The organism is Paenibacillus sp. FSL H8-0261, from assembly GCF_045040645.1.
Lineage (GTDB): Bacteria > Bacillota > Bacilli > Paenibacillales > Paenibacillaceae > Paenibacillus_AQ.
Map to the genome: position 1 here is coordinate 4,914,475 of NZ_CP150297.1, position 24,683 is coordinate 4,939,157.

At 42.6% G+C, this 24,683-nt stretch carries 18 protein-coding genes; 3 read left to right on the forward strand and 15 right to left on the reverse strand.

The features are described 5' to 3' along the window. The first annotated feature begins 87 nt into the window (after positions 1–87). Positions 88–1,674 (forward strand): helix-turn-helix domain-containing protein, encoded by a 1,587-nt coding sequence (locus MHI27_RS21940; RefSeq protein ID WP_405174704.1) that lies wholly within the window; start codon positions 88–90, stop codon positions 1,672–1,674. A gap of 103 nt (positions 1,675–1,777) precedes the next feature. Continuing rightward, the gene (locus MHI27_RS21945; RefSeq protein WP_405174705.1) at positions 1,778–2,806 is read left to right on the forward strand and encodes an ABC transporter substrate-binding protein; all 1,029 of its coding nucleotides are present in this window, start codon (positions 1,778–1,780) and stop codon (positions 2,804–2,806) included. Between the two features lie 150 nt (positions 2,807–2,956). On the opposite strand, the gene MHI27_RS21950 is transcribed toward MHI27_RS21945, so the two are convergent. The 6 genes from MHI27_RS21950 to MHI27_RS21975 form a co-directional block, all read right to left on the reverse strand. Then, the gene (locus MHI27_RS21950; protein WP_405174706.1) at positions 2,957–3,982 is read right to left on the reverse strand and encodes an iron-hydroxamate ABC transporter substrate-binding protein; all 1,026 of its coding nucleotides are present in this window, start codon (positions 3,980–3,982) and stop codon (positions 2,957–2,959) included. Between the two features lie 132 nt (positions 3,983–4,114). Continuing rightward, complete coding sequence (locus tag MHI27_RS21955) at positions 4,115–5,740, reverse strand: helix-turn-helix domain-containing protein (protein WP_405174707.1); 1,626 nt, start codon at positions 5,738–5,740, stop codon at positions 4,115–4,117. A 142-nt stretch (positions 5,741–5,882) separates the two neighbouring features. Next, positions 5,883–6,923: an NAD(P)/FAD-dependent oxidoreductase gene (locus MHI27_RS21960; protein ID WP_042190330.1), complete on the reverse strand. Its 1,041-nt coding sequence runs from the start codon at positions 6,921–6,923 to the stop codon at positions 5,883–5,885. A gap of 42 nt (positions 6,924–6,965) precedes the next feature. Beyond that, positions 6,966–8,681 carry an ABC transporter ATP-binding protein gene (locus tag MHI27_RS21965; RefSeq protein WP_042190332.1) on the reverse strand — a complete coding sequence of 572 codons (1,716 nt, stop codon included), beginning with the start codon at positions 8,679–8,681 and terminating at the stop codon, positions 6,966–6,968. Positions 8,682–8,724: 43 nt separating this feature from the next. After that, positions 8,725–9,759: an iron ABC transporter permease gene (locus MHI27_RS21970; RefSeq protein ID WP_042194295.1), complete on the reverse strand. Its 1,035-nt coding sequence runs from the start codon at positions 9,757–9,759 to the stop codon at positions 8,725–8,727. A gap of 2 nt (positions 9,760–9,761) precedes the next feature. Then, positions 9,762–10,820, reverse strand: coding sequence for an iron ABC transporter permease (locus MHI27_RS21975; RefSeq protein ID WP_042190334.1), 1,059 nt, complete (start codon positions 10,818–10,820; stop codon positions 9,762–9,764). Between the two features lie 213 nt (positions 10,821–11,033). On the opposite strand from MHI27_RS21975, the gene MHI27_RS21980 reads away from it, so the two are divergent. Further along, complete coding sequence (locus MHI27_RS21980) at positions 11,034–12,041, forward strand: ABC transporter substrate-binding protein (protein ID WP_405174708.1); 1,008 nt, start codon at positions 11,034–11,036, stop codon at positions 12,039–12,041. A gap of 91 nt (positions 12,042–12,132) precedes the next feature. Here MHI27_RS21980 and MHI27_RS21985 read toward each other — a convergent pair whose 3' ends face one another. The 9 genes from MHI27_RS21985 to MHI27_RS22025 all read right to left on the reverse strand — a co-directional run bounded on the left by MHI27_RS21985 (position 12,133) and on the right by MHI27_RS22025 (position 24,632). Continuing rightward, on the reverse strand, positions 12,133–12,354 hold the full coding sequence (locus tag MHI27_RS21985; RefSeq protein WP_042190339.1) for a hypothetical protein: 222 nt from the start codon (positions 12,352–12,354) through the stop codon (positions 12,133–12,135). Between the two features lie 19 nt (positions 12,355–12,373). Continuing rightward, positions 12,374–14,377, reverse strand: a complete 2,004-nt coding sequence (locus MHI27_RS21990; RefSeq protein ID WP_405174709.1) for an FtsX-like permease family protein — start codon at positions 14,375–14,377, stop codon at positions 12,374–12,376. After that, positions 14,367–15,134, reverse strand: coding sequence for an ABC transporter ATP-binding protein (locus tag MHI27_RS21995; protein ID WP_405174710.1), 768 nt, complete (start codon positions 15,132–15,134; stop codon positions 14,367–14,369). The genes MHI27_RS21990 and MHI27_RS21995 overlap by 11 nt, the downstream gene beginning before the upstream one ends. A gap of 136 nt (positions 15,135–15,270) precedes the next feature. After that, complete coding sequence (locus tag MHI27_RS22000; RefSeq protein ID WP_341060037.1) at positions 15,271–16,677, reverse strand: MFS transporter; 1,407 nt, start codon at positions 16,675–16,677, stop codon at positions 15,271–15,273. 191 nt (positions 16,678–16,868) lie between these two features. Beyond that, a complete protein-coding gene (locus MHI27_RS22005; RefSeq protein ID WP_341060035.1) occupies positions 16,869–17,873 on the reverse strand; it encodes an AraC family transcriptional regulator in 1,005 nt (334 codons plus the stop codon). Between the two features lie 192 nt (positions 17,874–18,065). Continuing rightward, complete coding sequence (gene cheB / locus MHI27_RS22010; RefSeq protein ID WP_405174711.1) at positions 18,066–19,151, reverse strand: chemotaxis-specific protein-glutamate methyltransferase CheB; 1,086 nt, start codon at positions 19,149–19,151, stop codon at positions 18,066–18,068. A gap of 41 nt (positions 19,152–19,192) precedes the next feature. Continuing rightward, positions 19,193–20,791, reverse strand: coding sequence for a methyl-accepting chemotaxis protein (locus MHI27_RS22015; RefSeq protein WP_405174712.1), 1,599 nt, complete (start codon positions 20,789–20,791; stop codon positions 19,193–19,195). 204 nt (positions 20,792–20,995) lie between these two features. After that, complete coding sequence (locus MHI27_RS22020; RefSeq protein WP_405174713.1) at positions 20,996–21,658, reverse strand: response regulator; 663 nt, start codon at positions 21,656–21,658, stop codon at positions 20,996–20,998. 40 nt (positions 21,659–21,698) lie between these two features. Beyond that, on the reverse strand, positions 21,699–24,632 hold the full coding sequence (locus MHI27_RS22025) for a PAS domain S-box protein (RefSeq protein WP_405174714.1): 2,934 nt from the start codon (positions 24,630–24,632) through the stop codon (positions 21,699–21,701). Positions 24,633–24,683: the final 51 nt, after the last annotated feature.

Here is a 24,683-nt window from a genome sequence, read left to right on the forward strand (position 1 = left end):
ATAAGAGCCATTATAGTCAATAGAAAGAAAGACTGGTATACTATAATTGAGAATGATTATCACTGAAAAAAGGGAGCGATTTCTACCATGCCCATCCAATCCGGCGGGATGCCACATCATTCCCATCCTTTTTATATGCCTGTTAAGATTAGTAGCCTAACAAGTCTTTCCCACTACGCAACCGATAACATCCCAGCTACGAATTCCTGTATTATGTTTGTCTGGGAAGGTAAAGGTCAGCTTGAGATAGATGGCGAACTTCATAGCCTCGAATCCGGAAGCATCATGATCTTTGCTGCAACTTCAAATTTGAAGCTAGAGAATGAGCAACAGTTACAGGGGATGTGGATAGAGTACACCAGTATGCCCAACCATAGGCAAGAGCATTATTTTCTAAATGGCAGCCCAGCCTTACACCACGCCTCCACACAATTGATCGCACTGTCTGGTGAGCTTTACAGTGCTTGGATAGAACCTGATGATCGGAAACCGTTTAAGGTCCAGCAATTATTCACTCAATTCATCGTGGATCTTCATCATGAATTGGCTGCAAAAAAGGAGACGTCAGGAAGCTGGATTGAAAATGTGTTTGAATACATAGAAGCTCATTACAACGAAGATATTACTCGGGAGCAGATGGCTACGTTAGCTGGGGTAAGCCCTGAACACTTCTCACGTACCTTTCGTAAAATTATGGGCCAAACTTTCAGCGCTTATATTACACTGTTAAGAATCCGCAGAGCACAGCAGCGAATCCTCACCAGTTCCCCAAATCTAACAACACTGGCGCATGAGGTTGGTTATGAAGAAGGAACTTATCTGAGCCGTAAATTCAAGCAGCTTGTGGGTCTTTCACCTACAGCCTATCAGAATAAGAACAAAAAAATTGTTGCTTTAAACTACAATCACACAGCTATCCTACGGGTACTGGAAATTATGCCTCAACTCGGTGTTTATTCGGATTGGCATCGGAGCTTAGAGCAAGTGCCAGCCTCCAAACAACTTACGATGAACGAAGGTAACTCTTCCCTTCTATTTGATTCGATAGCTTTAGCAGAACCAGATATCATTATCAGCTACAATATTCCTGAGAATAAGATGCTGACTCCAGTTGCTCCGGTCATTGAATTACCCTTTATGCAAATGAGCTGGCGAGAGCAATTTGGTTTGATCGCTGATGTAGTCAACCGGCGACAGCGAGCAGAAGAATGGTTAGGTCATTACGATGGGCTCTGCCATGCTACCAATAAGAAACTGAACCATTCGATAGGATCGGAAAGAGGGACAGCTATCGTTTGGGAGCTTAGTTCCCGAGCAGCTTATTGTTTCAGTAGCAGTTACGGTAGGGGGTGTCAGATTTTGTACGGAGATCTTGGATTCAAGCCACCATCTATCATTATGGAGAACGGAATAATGGATTCAGGGTATCTAGTGTCTTCTATTGAGGAAATCGGAACCTATCCTGCAGACTATATTATTATCACTAGCATCCCATCATCTTCTGAGGGAAGAAAACGCCTCTCTCGCCTTCTGCGTTCTCGTGATTGGAAGCAGTTAGATGCAGTCCGTAACAATCGGGTATACATCCTGAACCAGGGTGACATGTTCTATGGATTTGATCCGCTGTCTTCTCAAGCACAGCTTAAAGAATTGCTGCGTGTGATGACATCATAAATATGCACAAACGAAGATCATATTCGTCCATAGTAAATAACCAGAGAAGATTGTAAAGTTCTTATTGAGAATGATAATCAATTACCATAGGAGGAACAACAAATTGCATAATCTACAAAAGAATACTTCGAAACAGAATCATTGGCTTCTATTTCCCTTCATGCTGACGTTAATTCTAGTCCTATCAGCTTGTGGAAATTCCAATACTACGGTGGAGAATACAGGTGGTACCAGTAACACCAGTAATACAACAGCAGCAACACAAGCACCAACCGAAACTAGTCAAGAAGCAGAAAGTGCTGAAACCCCTGCTGTCAAAACAGTAAGTACCGTAAAAGGTGATGTTGAAATCCCTGTTCATCCTAAACGAATTGTCGCTGAGGAATACTTGGGAAGTCTAATAGCTCTTGATACCATTCCTATCGGAGCTCCAGGCTTGACCTTAGAGAATATGTATTATAAGGAGGCTCTTACCGGTGTTACAGACACAGGAGCGTACGGTAAAATGTCACCTGAAAAAATCATCGCACTAAATCCTGACTTGATTATTTCGGGACAAGCAGAAAGCTATGAAACGCTTAGCAAAATTGCTCCTACCATCATTGTGCCTTACGGGGATTTAAAAGATGCTCATGCAGAATTAACCTATTTCGGAGAACTCCTTGGAAAGGAACAAGAAGCAAAGAATTGGCTTGCAGATTATGACAAACGGATAGCCGAAGCTAAAGCAAAAGTGGACAAGGCCCTCCCGGCAGATGCAACCTTCTCCATCATGGAAGACGGTGGAAAATCTATCTGGGTCTATGGCGATAACTTTGGCCGAGGCGGACAGCCCATCTATCAAGCGCTTGGTCGCAAGCCGCCTACAGAAGTAGCAGCGGAGATTATGGAGAAGCAATGGGCGGAAATATCTAAAGAAGCGTTAACTAAGTATGCCGGAGATTATATTATCTTAACCTCAAATAACCTTACAGAAGCTGATTACAAGGCTGATTCATTTTGGGGCAACCTTCCTGCAGTCAAAAATGGACACCTCTATGTTTGGAAAGAAGAACGTTCCTGGTATTATGACCCTATCGCGGTATTAACCCAGACCGAAGAGCTGGCCGATTGGCTAATAAATAATAAATAATAAATAATGCATGAGGAAAAGGGATGTCCGAAGCCATAGCGGCTAAGCGGACATCCCTTTATTGTTGTACAAAATTCCTACTAAGATAACTTATAAGCATCTAAATGCGTTTTATCTGTGAGTGTTTTTATCTCACGCTTCAAATTTAACTTATTGTAGGGACTTCAACAACGTGACTATCTCATCCAGCTGCTTGTCCAGCGCATAAGCATCAGAGAGATAATAAGTTTTGAGATCGTAAGTGAACACATGACCCGCCTTAACAGCAGGTAGACTTTGCCAGAAGACACTGTCCAGAATGTCCAGCTTGTCCTGCTCCACACCACGGCTGAAGCCTTGGAATATATAATCAGCTTCTCCTAGATACTCGGGCAGCGTTTCGAGAGAAAGGGAAGCCCAGCCTTCCTTAAAGGCTACCTCTTCGACAAGATCAGGTGCATGCAGCCCCAATCCGTTGTATATAATCTCTCCACCACGCCCATATGACGAACCGTATAGATACAGCTCTTTACCGGCAATTTCAAAGATTGCCACCTTTTTGTCAGCTGCGATCAGATCGGCCAATTCCGCTTTCTTCGCTTCCAGCTTCTGATTGAAATCCGCCATCCATTTTACAGCCTGCTGCTCCTTGTTCAAGATTTTCCCGATCTCGATCAATCGTTCCTTATAGTCGTATTTGCCCCAAGGAATAAAGACAGTCGGAGCAATCTTGGAGATTTGCTCATAGGTATCTTCCTGATAAGTGATAATCAAATCCGGTTCCAGGCTCGTTATTTTCTCCAGGGACACCGTCATGTCATCGCCCACTACTTCTACACCTGTAAGCGCCTCTTTGAAATATGGATGGTTCAAGATGTCATTCCCAGCTACGGCAATGGGCGTCACCCCCAGCGTCAGAAGATCACCGATAAAGTCTTGTACCGGAATTACAATTCTTTGTGGATTGCGTGGGATCTGCACCGGACCTTTCTCGCTTTCGTATGTCCAGTACTCTGCATCAGCAGCCGTCTCCGTGCTGGCAACTACAGAATCATTAGTGCTTTTAGCCACTTCAGCAGACGTGCTAGCTGGAGCATTCCCCTGATTAGCAGCTTGTCCGCATGCGCTCAACATTAGCACCAGCGTAAGTACAACGGCTATCATACTTGTTTTTCCTAACGATATTACTCTGTACAATGTAAATCCCCCTTGAGACTTTATATTATTGTGATATTGATAATCAATATCATTTATATCCATGTTTAATATAACGTCTCCGTGGGAAAACATATATACACGCTAATACATCAATTTGGCTATGGACGATTGTCAGCTTAACTTATGGCCGATTAACAAATCTGTCTGTATCTCCAACTGACGTTCGAGTGCAAGCCCTTCGCTGCCCCAAAATTCCTCAAGCTTGAGGTAATATATGCGTTCATTCCTGAATGCTGGAAGATTGCGCCAAACCACACTCTTGCTAATGCGTTTACGTGTTCTCGACATCCAGTCCTCTCGTCCTGATACAACCACAAACATATGGTCAGCCGCGTATATTGGCAATTCCGACAGTGAGATGCATAGATGATCATTCCGCTCCAGAACATCTGACCTTACCTTGTCCGGCGGAGCTAACCCTAGCATTGGATACAGATTGTACACACCTCGGGCTGTATGATTCCAGATATAAATACTGTTATCTTGCCTAATCTCATACACCGCTACCGTTTCACCAGATTCAATTAGTGAGGACAAGCGCTGCTTGGCCAAATCTATTTTCAAATGATAGTGTCTTATCCATGCTTCTGCCCTCTCCTCTTCTCCCAGCAGTCTGCCGAATAAACGAATCTGTTCTAAGCGGTCCATTTCATCACATTCCACCGTAACTAGTGGACCCAACTTTTCCATGCATTTAAGCTGACGGGGGCCCAGATAGGTCGGTGCAATGACTATATCAGCTTCCAGTCCAGACAAGTCCGCTTCCGCCGGACATCCCTGCAACTCAAACGATCGTACATCCGCCAGTTCCGGCTGTAAAAGCAATGAGTAGTTCATCACATCTTTTTCAACCGCGACAGGCTTCACGCCCAGCGCAAGTAAATCCCCGAAAAATTGCAACGCTACAATCCGCTTCGGTTTGGGACGCAAACGGAAATCTGTTGGAGTCATCCCGGTGACTTGCTTGAATTTCCGGCTCAGATATAGTCCATCTGAATAGCCTACTTTTTGAGAAATTTGCTGGATTGTTGCTTGGCTGGACATCAAATATTTTTTCGCTTTATTCACTCTTAAATGAGCTACATATTCGGTGAAGCTCCACCCCGTCTGCTTGCGGAACCATACTGAGAAATAGCGAGGATTAAATCCCATCATTCTAGACATCATCTCTCGCGTAATCTCCTTTTGGATGTTCTGGTGAATATAAGAGAGCATTCTGAAATATGAACTATCCGTAATGTCTGCTTCAGTATCAGCCTCTACAACCAGTTGATGCAGCTGATGCAGCAAGGATTGAATTCTATCTGCCTGTGCTTCTAAATTATTGGCAGCAACGTCTTCCAATTCGCTGAATAAGCGGGTTATTTTATTCGTCGTACGTACTGGTAAGATCCCATTGACCGGAAAAAATTCACGGCAAAGTCCATAGACCAATTCTTGCTCAGTGCTATTGCTTAGCCCATATATCTCATATGAGATTGCTAGAACAGAGATAACGGACTCTAATGGAGCATTAATATGATAAGTCGCACCTGCGCTTAAAAAAAGAATTTCACCTATTTTAAGAGCTACTGTCTCTCCTTCAATGATTATTAGAACGGTAGCTTCTATTGGTGTCAGGAAGAGTGGGGACTGGGCCATCTGGAGATTTCTGAAGTGACCACCGCCGCATTGGCGTTTTCCAGCCTCTTTTAACATATAAATTCTGTGTACCGGGTTATTATTAGATAGCTTCATTCCTGCTCCCTTCCAGATCATCAGGCTATTAAACCTTGAAATATAAAGAAGGCGCATAAGGCTTCTCTCCGCTCGAAATGGATAAGAAGCCCTATACGCTCAACAATTAAAATCAAACCTATTCCTTAAGAATTTACCGCTATTAATGGTCGTCAACGACACCAAGCGCCTTATTCTTCTCTTTGAACCGCTCATTGTGAGAAGACACATAAGCAACTTTAGCCGCAGTTGGATCTATGAACAGCTTGGCACTATTAAGCGCCAGAACTGCATCCGTGAAAGCACCGGCAATTAAACGAACCTTACTTGTATAATCCACAAAGTCACCAGCTGCAAATATGCCTGGGAGATTGGTCTCCAGCTTATCAGATACATTCGCACACCATTCGCCCATATCAAGGCCCCACTCTTTTAACGGACCAAAATCGCTCTTAAGACCATGGTTTACGATCACTGCATCCACTTCAAATTGCTCTGATTCACCTGTCTCTATGTGGTTGATCGTCACCTGATCTATCGTTTCCCCATTACTGCTGTGTAATTGGCTTACTGCATAGGGCACGCGGACATTGACCGAAGATTCCTTCATCCGCACAATATTTTTCTCATGACCTCCAAACTGTTCACGACGGTGCACAATCGTTACACTTGCTGCAATGGACTCCAGTTCATTTGCCCAATCTACTGCAGAGTCTCCTCCGCCGGAGATCAGCACTCTTTTGCCACGGAATGGCTCTAGCTCCTGAACGGTATAATGAAGATTCGTCACCTCATAGCGATCCGCACCTTCGATTTCGAGCTTAGCCATTTGTAGGATTCCGTAGCCAATTGCCAGAATAACGGTTCGTGTCCAGTGTTGTTCCCCGGTAGACGAGGTTAAGATATATGTCCCGTCTTCCTGTCTCTCTTGATTCATGATTTGCTGTCCCAGCACAATGGTGGGTTCAAAGGTCTGCGCCTGCTCCTTGAGCTGCCCGATCAGCTGATGACAGAGAGTCGGCGTTACTCCGCCTACGTCCCAGATCATTTTTTCAGGATAAATAAGCATTCTTCCTCCGAGCTCATCCTTCGCTTCAATCAACTTCGTCTTGAGGTCTCTCATTCCACTATAAAAAGCTGTATACATCCCAGCAGGTCCGCCGCCAATAATCGTTACATCGTATAATTCCAGTTGATTGTTCATTATGTCCCTCCAAAAGTATATTCTATTGATGCCCTTAGCTTCTTACGCTCCAAATTGTGCCTCATGTAGTCGACTGTAAATTCCGGTAGTCTGTAACAGTTCTTCATGTCTGCCTTGTTCAGCGATACCACCTTCCGCAACAACAACAATACGGTCGGCATTCTTGATCGTTGCCAATCGATGAGCTATAACAAGCGTCGTACGACCTTGTGACAACTCCGCAAGTGCTTCCTGAATTGCGGACTCCGTCTCGGTATCCAACGCCGATGTGGCTTCGTCTAGAATGAGAATCGTTGGATTCTTCAGGAACATCCGGGCAATGGACAGCCGCTGCTTCTGACCTCCAGAGAGCTTAACGCCCCGCTCCCCGATCATAGTATCCAGCCCAGCAGGCTGGGATTTGATCAGCTCTTCCAGTTGGGCGCGCCGTGCTGCCTCCCAGATTTCTTCATCGGAGGCACCCAACCGCCCGTAAGCGATATTCTCACGGATGGTTCCGTCAAACAGAAATACATCTTGCTGTACAATCCCGATGTGTGAACGAAGAGATTCAAGCTTCATGGAACGAATATCAATTCCATCAATGCTAATGTTACCCTCACTTACATCATAGAAGCGAGGTAGTAGACTACAAAGCGTTGTCTTACCCGCACCAGATGGACCGACCAGAGCAACGGTCTCTCCTGCTTGAATCGACAGATTCACATTTTGGAGTACGTTCTCTTTATCGCTGTAGGCGAAAGCCACATCATGGAAGGTTATATTCCCCTTAAGATCATGAACTGTCTTAGCGTCAATCGCATCATCAACATCCGGCTCCGTCTCCAGCAGTTCGAGATAACGTTTAAAACCTGCAATGCCTTTGGGATAGGTCTCAATGACCGAGTTAATCTGTTGTAATGGTCCTAAAAATACATTGGACAACATCACAAAAGCAATAAATTCACCGTAGGTCATTTGCTTCTGGATTACAAAATATGTTCCGCATACGAGAACAAATAACGAGACCAGTTTCATGAGAACAAAGCTAAAGGATGAATTCCAAGCCATAATTCGATAGGTCATTAGCTTTGTTATACGGAAGCGTTCGTTATTGACCGCAAAACGGGAAATTTCATGATTCTCATTAGCAAAAGCTTGCACAACGCGGATCCCGCTTACATTGTTCTCCACACGTGCGTTATAGTCAGCAATGTCCGCGAACATAATGTGGAAGGCTTTAGACATTTTCCGGCTGAAGTACATGGATAAATAAATCATAAGCGGAACGATCACAAACGTCAGAATAGCTAATTGCCAATTGATACTGAGCATAATGCCGAACACACCGAGCAGTGTCATTACTGCTATAAAGAGATCCTCTGGACCGTGGTGGGCAATCTCACCGATGTCCATCAAATCATTTGTCATCCGGGATACTAGATGGCCGGTCTTGTTGTTGTCAAAGAAATTGAAAGATAACTTCTGAACTCGGTCAAAAAGCTTTTTTCTCATATCCGATTCGATATTAATCCCCAGCTTATGCCCCCAGTAAGTGACGACAAAATGCATAAAGGCACTGACAATATATATCCCCAGCAAGCCGAGGCATGAATAGAGTATCCATCTCCAATTGCCGCTTGGCAGCAGATCATCTACTACCCGGTTAACGGCTAACGGAAAGACCAGTTCAAGTAGTGCAGCAGCAATAGCACAAGAAAAATCAAGAATAAACAATCCCTTATAGGGCCTATAGTAAGCAAAAAAACGACGCAACATGTTAATAATTCGCTCCTTCTGGTGAGAGATCAGCCTACTTTCATCAAGATTTCGTACGGGCTAACAAATACAAAAAGTATGGTGCTCCAATTACAGCTACAACGATACCCGTAGGAATCTCAGACGGCTGGAGGATCCAGCGTCCAATGGTATCCGCTGTAATAACGAGTAGTGACCCAAGCAGTGCCGAAGTCGGAAGCATGAGTTGATGCTTCGGCCCAACTAACCGTCTCGCCAAATGGGGTCCGACCAATCCCACAAAACCAATTCCACCGCTGACAGCGACACTCGCCGCTGCTAATCCTACCGCAGCCGCAAGAAGCCGAAATTGTTCCTTCGTTACTGCGGCACCAAGTCCCACAGCGGTCTGCTCCCCTAGATTCAGTACGTTCATCACCCTTGCCTTATAGATGACATAAGGCACCAGAATAAGAATCCACGGTAGGAGTGAAAGTACAAACTTCCAGCTTGTTCCCCAAATGCTGCCTGCTAGCCAAGTAGCGACGAATTGGTATTTTTCTGGATCAAGCCTGAGCGTAAGCACGATCATAGCTGCACTCATCCCAGCTGCGACAGCTACACCAGTCAACAGTAGACGCATAGGCGATATTCCTTGGTGCCGTTTATAAGCTAGAGCATAGATTAAGGCAGCTGTAAGCCCCGCACCGACGAACGCTACCATTGGCAGCAGATACACTGGAGCCGCGGTTGCCGTAGGGTAAAAAGAGATCAACAGCATAACCATAATTCCTGCACCAGCATTAATCCCTAAGATACCAGGGTCCGCCAACGCATTACGAAAGACGCCCTGCATCACAGCACCGGATACAGCCAGACCTGCCCCAATTAGAACGGAAATCACAATACGTGGCAGCCGAAACTGAAACAAGATTAACTCCTGCTTGTCGGTTCCTTTACCGAACAATGTATTAATCAACTCCATAGGAGTCAAACGTATGTAACCTGTATTCATACTAATAATAAAAGCAATCACAATTAGTACAGCCAACGAAATCATGATAATTAAGCCCCGTTTATTTTTGGCGGCTTCGAAGGAACCGAATGTCGTCTTTTCCATCATTACAGCTCCCTCCTTTCTTTACGTGCAAGATAAAGGAAGAATGGTACACCAATCAGTGCAATAATAGCACCAAGTGGCGTTTCATTAGGTGGATTAATCATCCGCGCAGTTAAATCTGCAAATACAGCAAGTAGACTGCCGAGGATCGCTGAACAAGGAATAATCCATCTGTAATCGACACCCACAAAAAATCGTGTCAAATGCGGAATAATTAGTCCAATGAAACCAACTGCACCAACTACTGCAACCGATGATCCAGCCAAAATCAATACGATTAATGCACCTGCCAACTTCACAAGCCCTGTACGCTGACCTAGACCTTTCGCAACATCGTCACCTAAACTGAGCATCGTGATCGATCGAGAGATTACCATTGCACCAATTAAAGCGGCCCCTATCCAAGGGAACATGATTTTGAGTTGGATCCATTTCGTTCCAGCCACACCTCCCGCGTACCAGAAGGCTAAATCTTGACCGATGTGAAAATATAAAGCTACCCCTTCACTCAGCGCAGACAAAAGCGCACTAAAAGCAGCACCGGCCAGCACCAAACGAGCAGGAGTTAAGCCTCCCTTAGCAAGTGATCCTATTCCGTATACAACGCCCGCACCTACGCCGGCACCCACGAAAGAATATAGAATCAAATACATAAACGATAAATTTGGAAAAAAAGCAAAACATAATGCGAGCGCAAATCCTGCGCCTGAGTTGATACCCATCAGACCTGAATCAGCCAATGGATTTCGCGTCATCCCTTGCATAATGGCACCTGCAACTGCAAAGCTAGCCCCTATCATTGCTCCGCCAAGTACACGAGGTAATCTTAATTCTCTAATAATCTGATGATCCATGATCTCCGGATCAAAGTGAAACACAGCTGACCATACCACAGACAGCTTAATATCTGCTGCACCGAAGGAGACGGAAACAGCGATTCCTAATAATAATAGCGCCAGACCGCCGACCAAGATTAATGTTGCCGCCCAAGGACGTGAACGAAATTCTCGTTTAACTACTCCTTTATCGGCTCCTATCCTGGTAGTTATCTGTTGATTCATGAATGCCACCCTATTTCTGTGAAATTGATTCTCATTATCATTAGACTATTGTAAATTACATTTCCTAGGTTTGGCAATAGATAGATTTAATTGGTACCATTTAATTTATTGCATTGACAGAAATTCTAAGCTTTGATACAGTTCAAATTGATAATAATGATGATAATGATTCTCATTATTATCATTTGGTACATATACTTAGGGAGGTTTACCATGCTAAAAAGAAAGACCCTTTTCCCCATCCTGGCACTCGTAATGTTATTGTCTGTATTTGTGACGGCTTGCGGGGGAAACAACAATGCTTCATCTAATACAGCAACAGCAACAACTGAAGCAACAACAGCCCCGAGTGCAGAGGCAACGGCTGTTCCTGATGCTTCCGCTGCCGAAATGCGCAGCTATGAAACTACTAAAGGTACTGTTCAAATCCCAGTTAAACCTGAGCGGATCGTTACAGATTATTATGGTGGGGAATTACTCTCCGTTGGAGCTAACGTCATAGGCGTTGAACCTAGTACTTTTGATAACCCCTTCTTGAAAGACCTGCTCAAAAACACACAAGATGTTGGTGCTCCAGTCAACGCAGAGAAAGCACTAGAACTTGCACCTGATCTAATTGTAGTTATGTACGATGACAACTATGATGCTTTATCCAAAATCGCTCCAACCATTCATATTCCATACGGAACTGCTACGAACATCTATGAAACCGTAAAACTGTTTGGAGATATTGTAGGAGCACCTGATAAAGCTGAGCAATTCATTGCTGACTTTGAGAAAAAGGCTGCTGAAGGCCGCGAAAAGCTTAAAGGTGTCGTGAATGAAAATGATACATTCGGAATTTATGAGCTGACTGACAAAGGTGAGCTATGGACCTTCGGTAACAATGCGGGCCGTGGTGGACAAGCCCTCTATAATGCACTTAAGCTGAAAATGCCTACTAAGAACAGCAATGACAACCAAACACTGCAGCTATCCATGGAGCTGTTGCCAGAATATGCAGCGGATTACATGTTCCTAACTACTTATGATCCTGATAAAAAAGGTGATAAGCTGAAAGAGCTGAAGGAATCACCCGTTTGGAACGGACTTGCTGCTGCGAAGAACGACCATCTGTTCTACAACGATTTTGATACCTTCTATCGCTATGATCCTATTGCCATTACCGCACAAATCGATCTGTTCGTTGATATGATTCTTGAGCGCAACGTTAAGAAATAAGAATAGACACATAAAGAAACACCCCACTTATTAGGCATCGCCTAAAGTGGGGTGTTTTGGTTATTCATAAGAAGTTTCTGTTAAATTTATATCATCTAGTATATTCATTATACTCATCGGTGTTATTTAATTTTTTGTACATATACTCATCATTTTTAAGCTTATAGAGCTGCCCCATCCCCGCAAATACGAAAAACAGCACCAAAATTAATCCATACGCATAGGTGAATTCACCAATATAAAAGCAAGTGACTATCGCAACAAGGGTCAAGATCATTAATGCGACTGCAATTCTGGAAAAAATCTTTTTCAAATGGAATCCCCCTACGTTTTTATTTGTTAATATTATCATAATTGGAATTAAATTCACATCTTGTATTATTCGTTGTGGGAATATCAAGCAGTTCGATATGAGCCAGCATATTGTGAGTGTATATTTTGGTGTATATACGATAAAAAAGGACTTGTAATAAAAGATACGCTCCGCCTACCAACAAACAAAACCACATCGGCTCCAGAGCTGTAGACATTTCAACCCTGGAAGAACTAACAACATAAAAAGAAGACAATGCAATGCCTAATGCATACGGGAGAAAAAACAGCATTTTTAAGGGGCCGCCTATAATGCGAGCCACGTCCTTAGAAGTAATTCCAATCTTGTTCAGCTTCCTGAATTTGATCCTCTCACGCTCTAAATCGGTCTGAATACTGAAATGCAGCACTATCCCGGAGGCGCCGAAAAATATTAAACCAACAAATGAAATTACGAAGATTCCAAATCGGCCAGACTCCTGTAACTGTAGATAGTCACTTATTCTAGACTTCGTAGAGAATACGAGAGCTTCGTGCCGTTCATTGCCATACCAGGACTCTGTATTGTCTTTGTTATATTTGGCTAAAGCGGCATTTAACTTAGCATCTATATCCGCAGTTTTTTTCCAATCCTTAAAATTCAGGAGCTGAAGGTTACCGATCGCTTTTTTATTTTCCGCTTTCAGCGCCATATAGTCCTCTTCGTTTACAATGACATGAAGACCATTCATAAGATTCGGCACAGGGTTAAATAGCATTTTAAATATAAGTCCTTGTGAGTACAACGTATGATTCCCGGAAGAAAGCTTCATTTCGAAGGTGGGCATCTCTGGTCTTTGATTCTTCCATTCTTCTCCTCGAGCAACTAAGGCAAGATTAAGAAAGTGATCTTTCTCCACATGATAATCAGTGCCGATTAATGCATTTATATTCTGGTCCAGAAATATTTTGAAATTAAACAAGTCGATATACTCCAGCTTTTGGTGTGAAAGCAGCGGCGTGGCGCCATGATCCGTGATCTCGCTTAGTATTTTTGGTGAGATACTATTTTTTCCGAATACTTCTGAATAGGCAATATCATATGGATTGTTTGCAACAGGAATATCCTCAGCATTCCAGGTCAAATAAAAAATAATACCGCTTAGAGAAATCGTGATGAAGACGAGGAAGGTGATAAGAGAAAGCACTATTTTGGAGCGACCAAGGGTATAGATCAAATTGGAACTAAACAGCAGGTGCTTGTGATAGGTTCTGCTTGATCGCGATATAAAAAGTTTCATCCAGTCCCCAAGTCCTGACAGCAGCAAATAGACACCCACCATACTTACTCCCAGATTGATTAACATCATACGGGCATCATCAGGACTGTAATGAGTAATCATATCATAAACGGAGATCCCCAGTAATACGACTCCGATGATCCCTGTGATTTTACCATGAAGAAGGCTACGTTCTGCGGTTCTGGATTCTTTTAAAAGGCGTACAATGTTGTATCTCAGCGTTAATATTAATTGGATTCCAATCACAGCTATGTAAATAATCCCGAAGAATTTAATGGTATATAGATAACTTTCCAGTGTAAGTGAAAAAGAACTGCCCCCTATATTAACAAACAACGAGATGATGAAGAAGAAAAGACCGGAGAAGACCGACCCTGCACCTAAACCCGTGAGAATCGAAGCTAATGCGATCATGCTATTTTCTAACAAAATAATTTTACGGATATTGTGGCTCGTCATTCCAAGCACCATTAACAGCCCAAAGTCGCTTTTTCTAAATTTCAAAAAGGCCATTTGCGCATATACAATAAATAGAACAGCAAACACTCTCATAACCAAGAAAGGAGCATATAAATTACCAGACACCATTCCATTCACTTGATAGGGGTCATTAAAATCAGGGTTTGTATACAGTGAGTAAAAGGCGAAAAAGACCATAATCGTAAAGCTGCTGCATAAGAAAAATAACAAATACCTTCTAAGGTTCGCCTTAAAAATCTGAATAGCCATTCTCCTAAAGGTCATCTTCTCCCCCTCCAATGAAGGCCAGACTCTCCAGAATCCTATCAAAAAATGCTCTCCGCTCTTTATTGTCCCTAGTAATCTCTAATAGAGCCTTCCCATCCTTGATAAAAAGTACGCGATTACAATAGCTGGCCGCAAAAGGATCATGTGTGACCATCACAATTGTTGCTCCTTTCAGAGCATTCAGTTTGGCGAAGGTCTTCATCACTATACTTGAGGATTTGGAATCCAAATTCCCCGTCGGCTCATCCGCAAAGATCACCTCTGGATCATTAATAATCGCTCTGCTAATCGCCGCTCGTTGTTGCTGTCCTCCTGAAACCATATACGGATATTTATCCTTCACCTCGCCCAGATCAAAGAGCAATAACGTCTCATCTGTCTTGGTATTGATGTCGTCTACCTCTTGGTCATCCAGAACCATGGGCACCATTATATTTTCCCGTAGGGTCAGGCTATCCAGCAGATTGTAATCTTGAAAAACGAACCCCATTCGCTGCCGGCGAAACAGTGCAAGCTCATTCTTAGACATCTCGCTTATACTAGTCTCTGCAATCCGGACTACCCCACTAAATTCCGTGTCGATCCCGCTAAGGATGTTTAGCAGCGTCGTTTTACCACTCCCCGAAGGCCCCATAATCGCAACAAGCTCTCCGCTATCCACACTCAGGCTTATGCCGTTTAGCGCCCGAAACACATTCATTTTGCCCTTGCCTTTATATTCTTTTGAGAGATTCTCTACCTCTAGAATAGGCATGCTCGCACCTTCCCCTTCAAAGCTTAGTGGATTAACATTAAATGGAATTATGTTATTCCTGTAAATACTATAAAACTAAGTGAAGAGAACTGTTGTTAGATTGCTCACAGAACAAGAAAACTTGATTCCTCTTCTATCATTTCCGCTCTCGCAAGAAACAAAGACAAACAAAACCAGTAAAAGCAAGTCCTCCGATAGCTGCCAGTGAGAAGGAAAACGCCCTTACATAATCCGATAAATCTGCTTCCAAAAGAGAATGTTTCAACGAAGTGGAGAACAAAATACCGATTAGAGCCACCCCTAACGAGTTTGCTAAATACATAAATGTAGTGATCAGACCTGATCCTGTGCCCGTAATCCTTGCTGGTACTGAACTGAGCGTGACGTTGACTAATGGTGTAGTAGCCATGCCGAGACCGAAGCCATATATCAATAATATTAAAATATTTCGTGCGCCCAGCAGATGCGTCGCATCCACATTTAGCTCCCATATAAGCAATAAACTAGAGCATCCCATCATCAGCGCTCCTATTTTAAGTACACTCATCCCCCATCTTTTGACCATTCGAGACGAGATTAGGGAAGTCAGAAAAAAGCCTATACCTATAGCCAAAAAAACCAAACTTGTATCTTGAACATTATAGTGCAAGCCAAATTGCATATAGTAGCTTAAAACAAAAAAGAAGGAGAACATGCCTAGATAAAGGACAAGCACGGTCGCCAGACCTATACTAAATGTTCTATGTCTGAAAATAGACAGATCGACTAATGGACAATTCCCCTGCTTTCCTTTCCGATTTTCAACCCAGATAAAAGTAAACAACACGAATAAAGCTATAATTAGACAGCCTGAGATCCACAAGGGCCACCCTTGTTTTTGTCCCTCAGATAACGGATAGATCAGCAGAAACAAACTGATCAGCAGTAGGAAGCTTCCCGTCCAATCAATACTGTGCGTCTGCTCGGCTCGTGTTTCAGGAACAATCGGCATTAACAGCAAGACGAGAAGTCCGAAAGGCACATTGAAAAAAAATACCGTCCGCCAACCGAGATCGAACGGATTCCAATTCACAATAGTGCCTCCGAGAATGAATCCGAAAGCGAATCCAATGCCAATCATTGCACCATAAATACCGAAAACAAGCCCTTTTTCCTTTGGCAGAAAGCTGACCTGAAGTGTAGACAAAACCTGAGGCTGGATAAGCGCAGCTGCCATACCTTGTACGATGCGAATAACAATCAGAAGTGTCGGATCTGAGGTCAAACCACCCAACACTGCCATAATCGTAAATCCACTCACTCCGATAATCAGCATTCGTTTTCTGCCGTATATATCCCCAAGCTTACCACTAATGATCAACGCCACAGCTAATCCTAGCGAAAATCCGGTGACGATAAGCTGTGCTTCAGAGAAGCTCGCATTCAAGCGATGTTGCATTAATGGAAGGGCGACTTGAATCATATAAGTATTCAATGAAATGAGTAATGTTGGAAGTAGAATAACCCATAGCGCATACCAACGTCGCGAATCAACTTCTTGCATTGTATGACCACCTCTTTATGAAATCTATGATAATGATTATCAATTATAATAGTCTTTTTCTCTACCTGTTAAGGGAGGTTTACTCCTTGATAAGGGAGCAAACACAAAAAAACCTCAAACAGGCAGAATATAGTGTTCGATTCCGAACCCTATGTCCTACTGCATGAAGCCATCTGTAAGTACAAATCCTTCTAGATCCTATTTCGCTCCAAAGTCTGTTGTTCGATACGTTTTAAGTACTCGCTTGGATTGCAGCCGTAGTGCTTACGGAAGGTTGTCGTGAAATTGCTGACATTACTATATCCGACCGAAACGGCTGTTTTTCCTATATTCAAACCTTCTACCTCCATGTACCAAAGTGCCTTCTCCATCCGCTTTATACGAACAAGCTCGAAGATCGTCATGCCAAATAACTCACGGAAACCCTTTTTTAACTTGAATTCATTGATGCCTACCCGCTTGGCTAACTCACGTATGGACAGCGGTTGTTCGAAATGGATTTGCACCAACTCATGTACCCGCTTTAGATTTATAATATCATCATGCCGGAACGTCATACTCCCGCTCATAGAGCCGTAACCATCGGACTCCCCAAATAAAGCGATAAATTCAAGCGCTTTGCTCTCCATATATAATCGTCTCAATGTTCCATGATAAGTACAATGGATCATTTCAAAGACACATTTTCGAATCGCCGCAGTGTCAGGATAACGGTCAATATTTCCACGATGATGTTTAAGCCAGGTCTCCATCTGTTGTTTCTCCGCTAGATCTCCGGCATAATACAGCAGTTCGCTAGGAGCTAGCCGTATTTCTAACAATTGATTGGAGACACCAGCTTTTTTCTCTTCATACACCTGAACATCCTCTAAAAAAAGAACATTGCCTGTTTGTTTCTCCGTGTGACTTTCCTTGCCGTTCCATTCGCAATAGATTTCTCCACTCACGTTATAGCTTAGTTCGAATAACGGACAAGCTTCCTGAATGTAGAGCTTCATATCTTGTTCGTAAGTTATATCCGTATACATGATCTCCATACCTGGACGAATCCGCGTACGTGTAATGCTTCCCTGACCGATATGCGAGGGTATGGTAAGACGTTGTTCCCACTGGTTGTGCTCAACATGCCCTTCTATCCGCTCTGTAAATTGTTCAAAAAGATCATGAATCTCCAAATTCAATATTTTTAAAGCCATCGAAAGCCTCTCCTTCTTCGCCAATACAATTAAAGCCATTCACAACTCAAATGATAATCGTTATCATTTGGAGGTGTCAACATGGAATAAATCTATAGGAATTTTATCCCCACTTGGGATGAAACCCTAGGTTTACATAAAAAAGCGTTGGTGGATTTTCCTCCTACCAACGCCTATGGTAATGATTATTCATCAAATTTGTTCGTCCAACATCCCCGTAACCTCCATAATCTTCGAGGCTAACAAAAATGAAGGAACTTCATAATCCACGCACTTGAGCTCAACCGCCGCTTCAGGCATTTCATTTACAATCGAAGTCTCTTGCGACTCTACAAGGGTAGATTGGGCGCCAGCTTGTTTGGCAATCAGCATGCCTCTCGCGCCATCGTTTCCCCTTCCGGTCATTAGAATCAAATGCTGCTTCAGACTTTTCAGTCCAGAAATCGATTCGAACAATACATCAACGGATGGACGGTATCCGTTCATTGGAGCTTTCTTGTGAAGTTTGATTCTACATACTTGCCCTTGCTGAACTACGGTCATATGACAATTACCAGGTGCAATATATGCCGTTCCTCCAAGTACCAATTGATCATCTTTCGCCTCAACCACCCGTACACTTGAGAATCGATTCAATCGTTCTGCTAATACTTTCGTATACTTGGGTGGCATATGCTGAACGATTAATAAAGGATATGGGAAGTTTGCCGGGAGCGAGCTAATTACGATTTCAAGCGCCTTCGGACCACCAACTCCACATCCTATGGCTACGATTTGATTGAATTCATCCGTACATCCGTTCTTAGAATTGTCTTCTGCCTGTAGTCCTGTCATCACTTTCGAAACAGTAATATTGTTAAGGATAAGGGTTCTCAAAGGAATTTGAGCAGCTTGTTTAATTTTGAATATTAGCTCGTCTTTTATTTGGGATAAATCAGGTCCATGGATTTGAGTGGGCTTGGATATAAAGTCCACTGCTCCGTTCTGTAGACCTGTGATAGTTGCTGTTATTCCATCCTTTGATCCCGAGCTTAGGATAAGGATAGGGGTTGGACGTTGCGACATAATACTAGAGAGCGCTACTAAACTATTCAATTCCGGCACTTCTATATCAATCGTCACGACATCAGGCCTGAGTTCTTGAACCATGCTAACCGCTTCGGATGCATTTCGAGCTGCTCCAATGACCTCGATAATTGAATCCTCCGCAATAAGGTTCGAGATCTGTTTACGCATCATTACTGAAGTAGCTACAACGAGCACCTTTAACTTTTGCACTACTTCTCCTCTCCTATCAATGATGATCCCCATGACACGGTTTATTTAACTTTAAAAATAGATACGAGTGCATTTAGTTCCTCCGCAAGCTGTGCTAATGCATTAGCCGTTGTTGCCGTTTCACTACTGCTTGCCGCCATTTCTTCCGTTGCTGCCGATATGCTCTCAATCGAGTACAACACCTCTGATGACTGCGCGGCCTGTTCCTCACTGGCAGCAGCGATTTCTGTTACTTTATGAGCGGTATCGTTCACCATAGAGAGAATATGATCAAAGGCTTCCCCATTTTTTTGTGAAAAAGCTACGCCATCGACTACAGCCTTCACACTATGCTGCGTATTCTTCTGCATTTCTTTAATAATGTCCGTGACTTGCTTAGTAGCCCCACTGCTCCGCTCTGCTAGCTTTCTTACTTCATTCGCTACAACGGCAAAACCTCGGCCCTGTTCACCTGCACGAGCCGCTTCTATAGCTGCGTTAAGAGCCAGCAGATTGGTCTGTTTTGCAATATCATCAATGACCGCAATGATCTCGCCAATTTTATCTGAGCCTTCTTCTAGTCTAGACATTTGGTTGTTAAGTAACGTCATCCCTTGAATGGAGTCAGTAACCACCGCACCTCCATCCTGAGCAATACGCATCGTATGATCTGACAGCTCTGAGGCTTGCTCTGCACTCTGAGCTACTGAATTAATCGCTTCAGACAATTCTCGGAACAACTCATTCATCGTTTGCGCTGCAGTGGCTTGACTCATACTGCCGCTAGCTACTTCCTCAGTACTTGCTGATATTTGCTGTGCTGCCGCCGAGACACTTTCCGCAGAGGACAAAATCCCCCCCACAGTATGCCTTAAGTTCAGAACCATTTCATTCACAGAATTCGCAAGTTTTCCGATCTCATCCTTAGAATTTAGATTCGAAGTTTCGCTTAAGTCTCCATTGGCTACTTTACCTAGCAGGCGCATCACTTGATTAAGAGGCCGTGCTATAATTTGCGAGATTAGATAGCCAAAACCCACGCTGATTAAAAGTGCAATGATAGTAACACTAAAGGTAATCAACCGAGAGGATTGATATAATTCATTGGCGTTATCACTGGATTCCTGTGCCTGCTTCATATTGATATCAATTAAACCTTGCAAGAAATCCGTCATCTCCGTAGTGGCCAGCTGTAAATCTCCTGTTAGCAAATAATTCGTATATTCTTCATTACTAATGATCTTCTTATCCAATTCAATTGCATGATCCACGCTGGTGGTATAGCGTTGCCAGATCTCAGGATAAGCCTTCATTTTCTCTAATTCTTCTTCTCTCAATCTTGTCTTACTATATTTACTCATGATGTCTTCAATGCTTTGGACATTCTTATGTAATTTATCCCGATATTCTTTTTTCTTCACCTCGGTTTGGGCCATCGTATTTATATCCCGGATGTTTATTCTATTCGTTAAAAAAAGTTCATTCGCTTCACCGAGATAGGCAATCGGTGTTAAGCGATTTTTATACATATCCTCGATGGACTCATCCATCTTACTCAAATTACTTATTCCATAGAATCCTACAAAGCATAAAATGACTGATACCAACACAAATGCTGAGATTAGCTTCACTGCTGTTCTCAAATTATAAAACCATTTCATCCTTCTGCACCTCATTACGTTAGTCAATTTTTAGTAATTCTTAGGAACTATTTCATCATAAACGGTAAGAAGAATATGGTAACCGAAAATAAATAGCGTGATCACGCAAAATTATTGCGTACCTCCGCAATGACGCGCAAAACAAAAAATCCCGCCTCACTATCTAGTGATCGGGATTTCAATCTATAGGGTTGTTACGTATTTTCACAATGAATTAGTAAAATCTGATTCCTTCAATATTCCGAGCCGTTTAGCTTTTATAGCCGCTTCAATTCTAGATTTCACATTTAGCTTTTGGAACAAATTCGTTAAACTATATTCTAGTGACCGCTGACTCATAAGCACAATCTCCGCTATTTCCTTATTACTTTTTCCTTTTGCGATTTCCGTCAGCATTTCATGTTCCCTTTTGCTAATCATGGAGGTTGCTTGTTCATCATTGATTTCTAATCCTTTAGGCGGTACTTTTCTTAACTGCTTGACTAAGGTCCACGGCAGAATGACTTCCCCTCTTAATGCACATCGTACCGCTGTAATCAACTGCTCTCTATTGGTTGTTTTTGAGATAAACCCAAAGATCCCCGATTCTATCATCAGGTTAAATTTGTTAGTAAATTCATATCCGGTGTAGATTAGGATAATCGCATCCGCGTTCATTGTTAATACTTGCTTCGCCAAATCAATCCCATTCACATCCGCGATATGAAGATCAAATAACATTACGTCAAAGGAATGACTACTCACCATTTCAAGCACTTCATCAGCTGAATTAGCTAGAGTAACCTTCATGTCTCCCTCTTGCTCTAATATCATTTTAGTCCCTTCCATCACAGATGGATGATCATCCACTAACAATATTTGAATCATGCCTATGACTACCCCTCTATCCAATTGTTATGCCGCATGATTAATCTGTAGGTATAGATATATTGACCGCTAATCCCTTTTTATCTGGCGATCGGAATACTATTGACCCATCCATACTTCGAACCCTTTCCTTCATCCCATAAATCCCCATACTTGTAAGTGAATCCTCACCAAATAAATTCATTCCGATTCCGTTATCTTTATAATCCAAATGAATATGATTGTCTTCACTAACTAAGGTGATGTGGACTTCTGTCGCAAAAGAGTGCTTTGCTGCATTAGCTAAAAGCTCTTGCACAATACGGTACAGACCTATAAGCACTTCATCATCTAACTTATGCGTGAATCCTTCAGACTCGAAATAAATCTGATAGTTGGTACGTAGCTGCGTAAATTCAAACAACGTCTCCAGCGAGGAGATAAGACCTTCATTGATTAATGCAGGAGGTCGGAGCTCGTTACAAATAATCCGCAGTTGATAAATAACATCAAGTAAACCTTCTGAGATCTGTTCTAGTTGTTCTCTAAGTTCCCCATTAATGGACCTTTCACCTAAGAGAAAATCCAGCTTACGATACCAGATAATCTGTTCTTGGAGCGCTGAGTCATGTAAATCCTGAGCAAGCCGTTTTCGCTCATTCTCTGATAAATTAAACATAAAGCGAAGAAGCCATGTAGGGGCCACTTGCTTAGAAGCCGCTAGCTCAAGATCCTTCGTTAAATCTTCGATAAGCAAAAAATGATCAAAGAGAACACTGACATAACGGGTAATCGTCTCCAGCCACACTCGAATAGAACTGATTTCTAGTAAAAGCGTCTTCTCGTTAATCGATAGCAAGTAGCTCTTTCCTCGGGACTCCCCGATCTTGAGTGAATACCCTTGCTCCGTCTCGATAATTTCACATAATTTATCATGGTTAGATTCAACTGCGATAAATTTTATATTTGTTATCTGCAGAGTTTCTCTGACTTCTCTAAGTAACCGCTGTTCCATATGACTAATCTTCATCACACCAAAAAGATCTTCGGAGAACTGATCGAGACTCGTTTGCAGGCGAAAATACCGTTCCTCACTCTCTCGAATAATCTGCTCTGTATGTTGTCTATCCTCATCTGCTTTTTTTCGATCACTAATATCCCTAAATATAGAGATACATGCGACTTTTCCTTTGTACAAAATGGAGCTAGCTGTTACCTCTACATCGATAATCGTCCCATCTGAACGTACGACCTTTTGTTCAATAGGAACTAAGATCTTATAGGGTTCTTTATAGATCTCACGCATGCGTTCTTTCGCCAGCGGCAGATACTCCGGATGCGCCCAATTGAAAATATTTTTACCGATCAGTTGACTCTCATCGCTAACTCCAAACAATCCAAGACAAGAGAAATTTACATAAACAAACTTATAATCGCTATGCAGAACAACCGCTTCAGGCGACATCTTGATCAGCTGCTGATTGAACTCCTCGCTTTCCCTTAATTCATTTTCCATTTGGACTCTCTTAGTAATGTCTCTTGCTACAATTACGATACTCATTACTTCTCCATCCTCACCTAGAACGGGAGTAGCAAGACATTCTAAATTTAAGATATAACCTTTTGTGTGAATAAAACGATTGTAAAACATCTTGCTTGCTTTTGTCCGAAAAATATTTGATATTTGTTCTCGCAAGCTTTCTTGCTCATCTGGATCAATATACTTAAGTATCGTAGTGTCTTTGATTAGACCTACAGGAATACCGATTAGGGTTTCGCAGGAAGGCGAAGCTACAATAAAATTTCCTTTCTGATCCAGAACCCCCATCATATCCTTCATGTTATTAATAATAAGTCTGTACTCTGCTTCACGCTGTGCCAGCTTATGTTCTACTTCTACTGTTGATGTTATATCTTTAGCGACCACAAAAGCACCCACAATACGACTATTCACATAAATAGGGATATTTTTCATAGTCCAGTGGCTCACTGATCCATCCTTACGCGAAGAGGCAACAACATAGTGCTGAGCAGATCCCCGTACTGTTCTTTCAAATAAATCCGACATCCTCGGTATATTTTCTACTCCAAATAGATTCATGATGGACAAGTTCTCTCCGACCATACTTAAAGCTTCTCCAGTAATTTGCTCTGCTGCAGAATTGATTGCCAAAATATTACCTTGCAGGTTCACCTCACATACGACGTCTGAGTTATAGTCAAATAAGGATTTATAGCGCTGTTCACTTTTGAGTAATGCCTCCTTCATTAACTTTCTTTCAGTGATATCTGCCAAGATCCCGTCTAGCCGAACCACCGCTTGGGATTCATCTAGACTAGGTATGATTCTGACCTGTAGCCATCGAGGCTCACCACTTGCGTGGATGATTCGATATTCACTAAGTTGTGGAATCCCTTGACCAACCGATGATATGATCTCATGAAACAAGGGATTTTCTTCCTTATGTGCAATACGAAGCCAAAAGTCATCCTCTTTCGCCTGCTCAACGGAATAACCGGTGATATTGAGAATGGCATCCGATATAAATAACACTTTCTTAGATACGTAATCGTAAGACCAAACCGCCACATCTAGATTAGAGAACATCTGTTGATACAAAGAAAATGTGCTTTCTAATTGAATTTGTGCCGTTTTTTGTTCAGTAATGTCCAGCATAACCCCATCTATTCGGCAGACCTTGTTCTCCTTATTTAGGATAGGCGTGCCGATATTTTGAACCCACTTCAGTCCTGCAGTAGGTAATTGCATCCGATACTCAAGACTACTGATATGACCAGCATTTAATCTTTCCATGTAAGCATCATATCGATCACGATCCACTACATTCACAAGTTCCCGTAAAAAACTAGGGCTGTGCGGTTTAGTCTTACTTGTGCAACCAACCCATTCCTCTAAAATTCTCGACATCGTCAGTAGATTTTCTTCCATATCCATAGACCATGTGATCACATTCTCGTCGCCGAGTGAATGCATATTGAGATCACCTCCACATAAAAAGCCCCCCCTTTTTCGGGGCGGCTTTTT

What these genes read in the sequence shown, in the direction of transcription:
- MHI27_RS21940 (WP_405174704.1), top strand. Translation starts at nt 88, where the DNA reads ATGCCCATCCAATCCGGCGGGATGCCACATCATTCCCATCCTTTTTAT.
- MHI27_RS21955 (WP_405174707.1), bottom strand. Translation starts at nt 5,740, where the DNA reads ATGAAGCTATCTAATAATAACCCGGTACACAGAATTTATATGTTAAAA.
- MHI27_RS21960 (WP_042190330.1), bottom strand. Translation starts at nt 6,923, where the DNA reads ATGAACAATCAACTGGAATTATACGATGTAACGATTATTGGCGGCGGA.
- MHI27_RS21965 (WP_042190332.1), bottom strand. Translation starts at nt 8,681, where the DNA reads ATGTTGCGTCGTTTTTTTGCTTACTATAGGCCCTATAAGGGATTGTTT.
- MHI27_RS21970 (WP_042194295.1), bottom strand. Translation starts at nt 9,759, where the DNA reads ATGGAAAAGACGACATTCGGTTCCTTCGAAGCCGCCAAAAATAAACGG.
- MHI27_RS21975 (WP_042190334.1), bottom strand. Translation starts at nt 10,820, where the DNA reads ATGAATCAACAGATAACTACCAGGATAGGAGCCGATAAAGGAGTAGTT.
- MHI27_RS21980 (WP_405174708.1), top strand. Translation starts at nt 11,034, where the DNA reads ATGCTAAAAAGAAAGACCCTTTTCCCCATCCTGGCACTCGTAATGTTA.
- MHI27_RS21990 (WP_405174709.1), bottom strand. Translation starts at nt 14,377, where the DNA reads ATGACCTTTAGGAGAATGGCTATTCAGATTTTTAAGGCGAACCTTAGA.
- MHI27_RS21995 (WP_405174710.1), bottom strand. Translation starts at nt 15,134, where the DNA reads ATGCCTATTCTAGAGGTAGAGAATCTCTCAAAAGAATATAAAGGCAAG.
- MHI27_RS22000 (WP_341060037.1), bottom strand. Translation starts at nt 16,677, where the DNA reads ATGCAAGAAGTTGATTCGCGACGTTGGTATGCGCTATGGGTTATTCTA.
- MHI27_RS22005 (WP_341060035.1), bottom strand. Translation starts at nt 17,873, where the DNA reads ATGGCTTTAAAAATATTGAATTTGGAGATTCATGATCTTTTTGAACAA.
- MHI27_RS22015 (WP_405174712.1), bottom strand. Translation starts at nt 20,791, where the DNA reads ATGAAATGGTTTTATAATTTGAGAACAGCAGTGAAGCTAATCTCAGCA.
- MHI27_RS22020 (WP_405174713.1), bottom strand. Translation starts at nt 21,658, where the DNA reads ATGATTCAAATATTGTTAGTGGATGATCATCCATCTGTGATGGAAGGG.
- MHI27_RS22025 (WP_405174714.1), bottom strand. Translation starts at nt 24,632, where the DNA reads ATGCATTCACTCGGCGACGAGAATGTGATCACATGGTCTATGGATATG.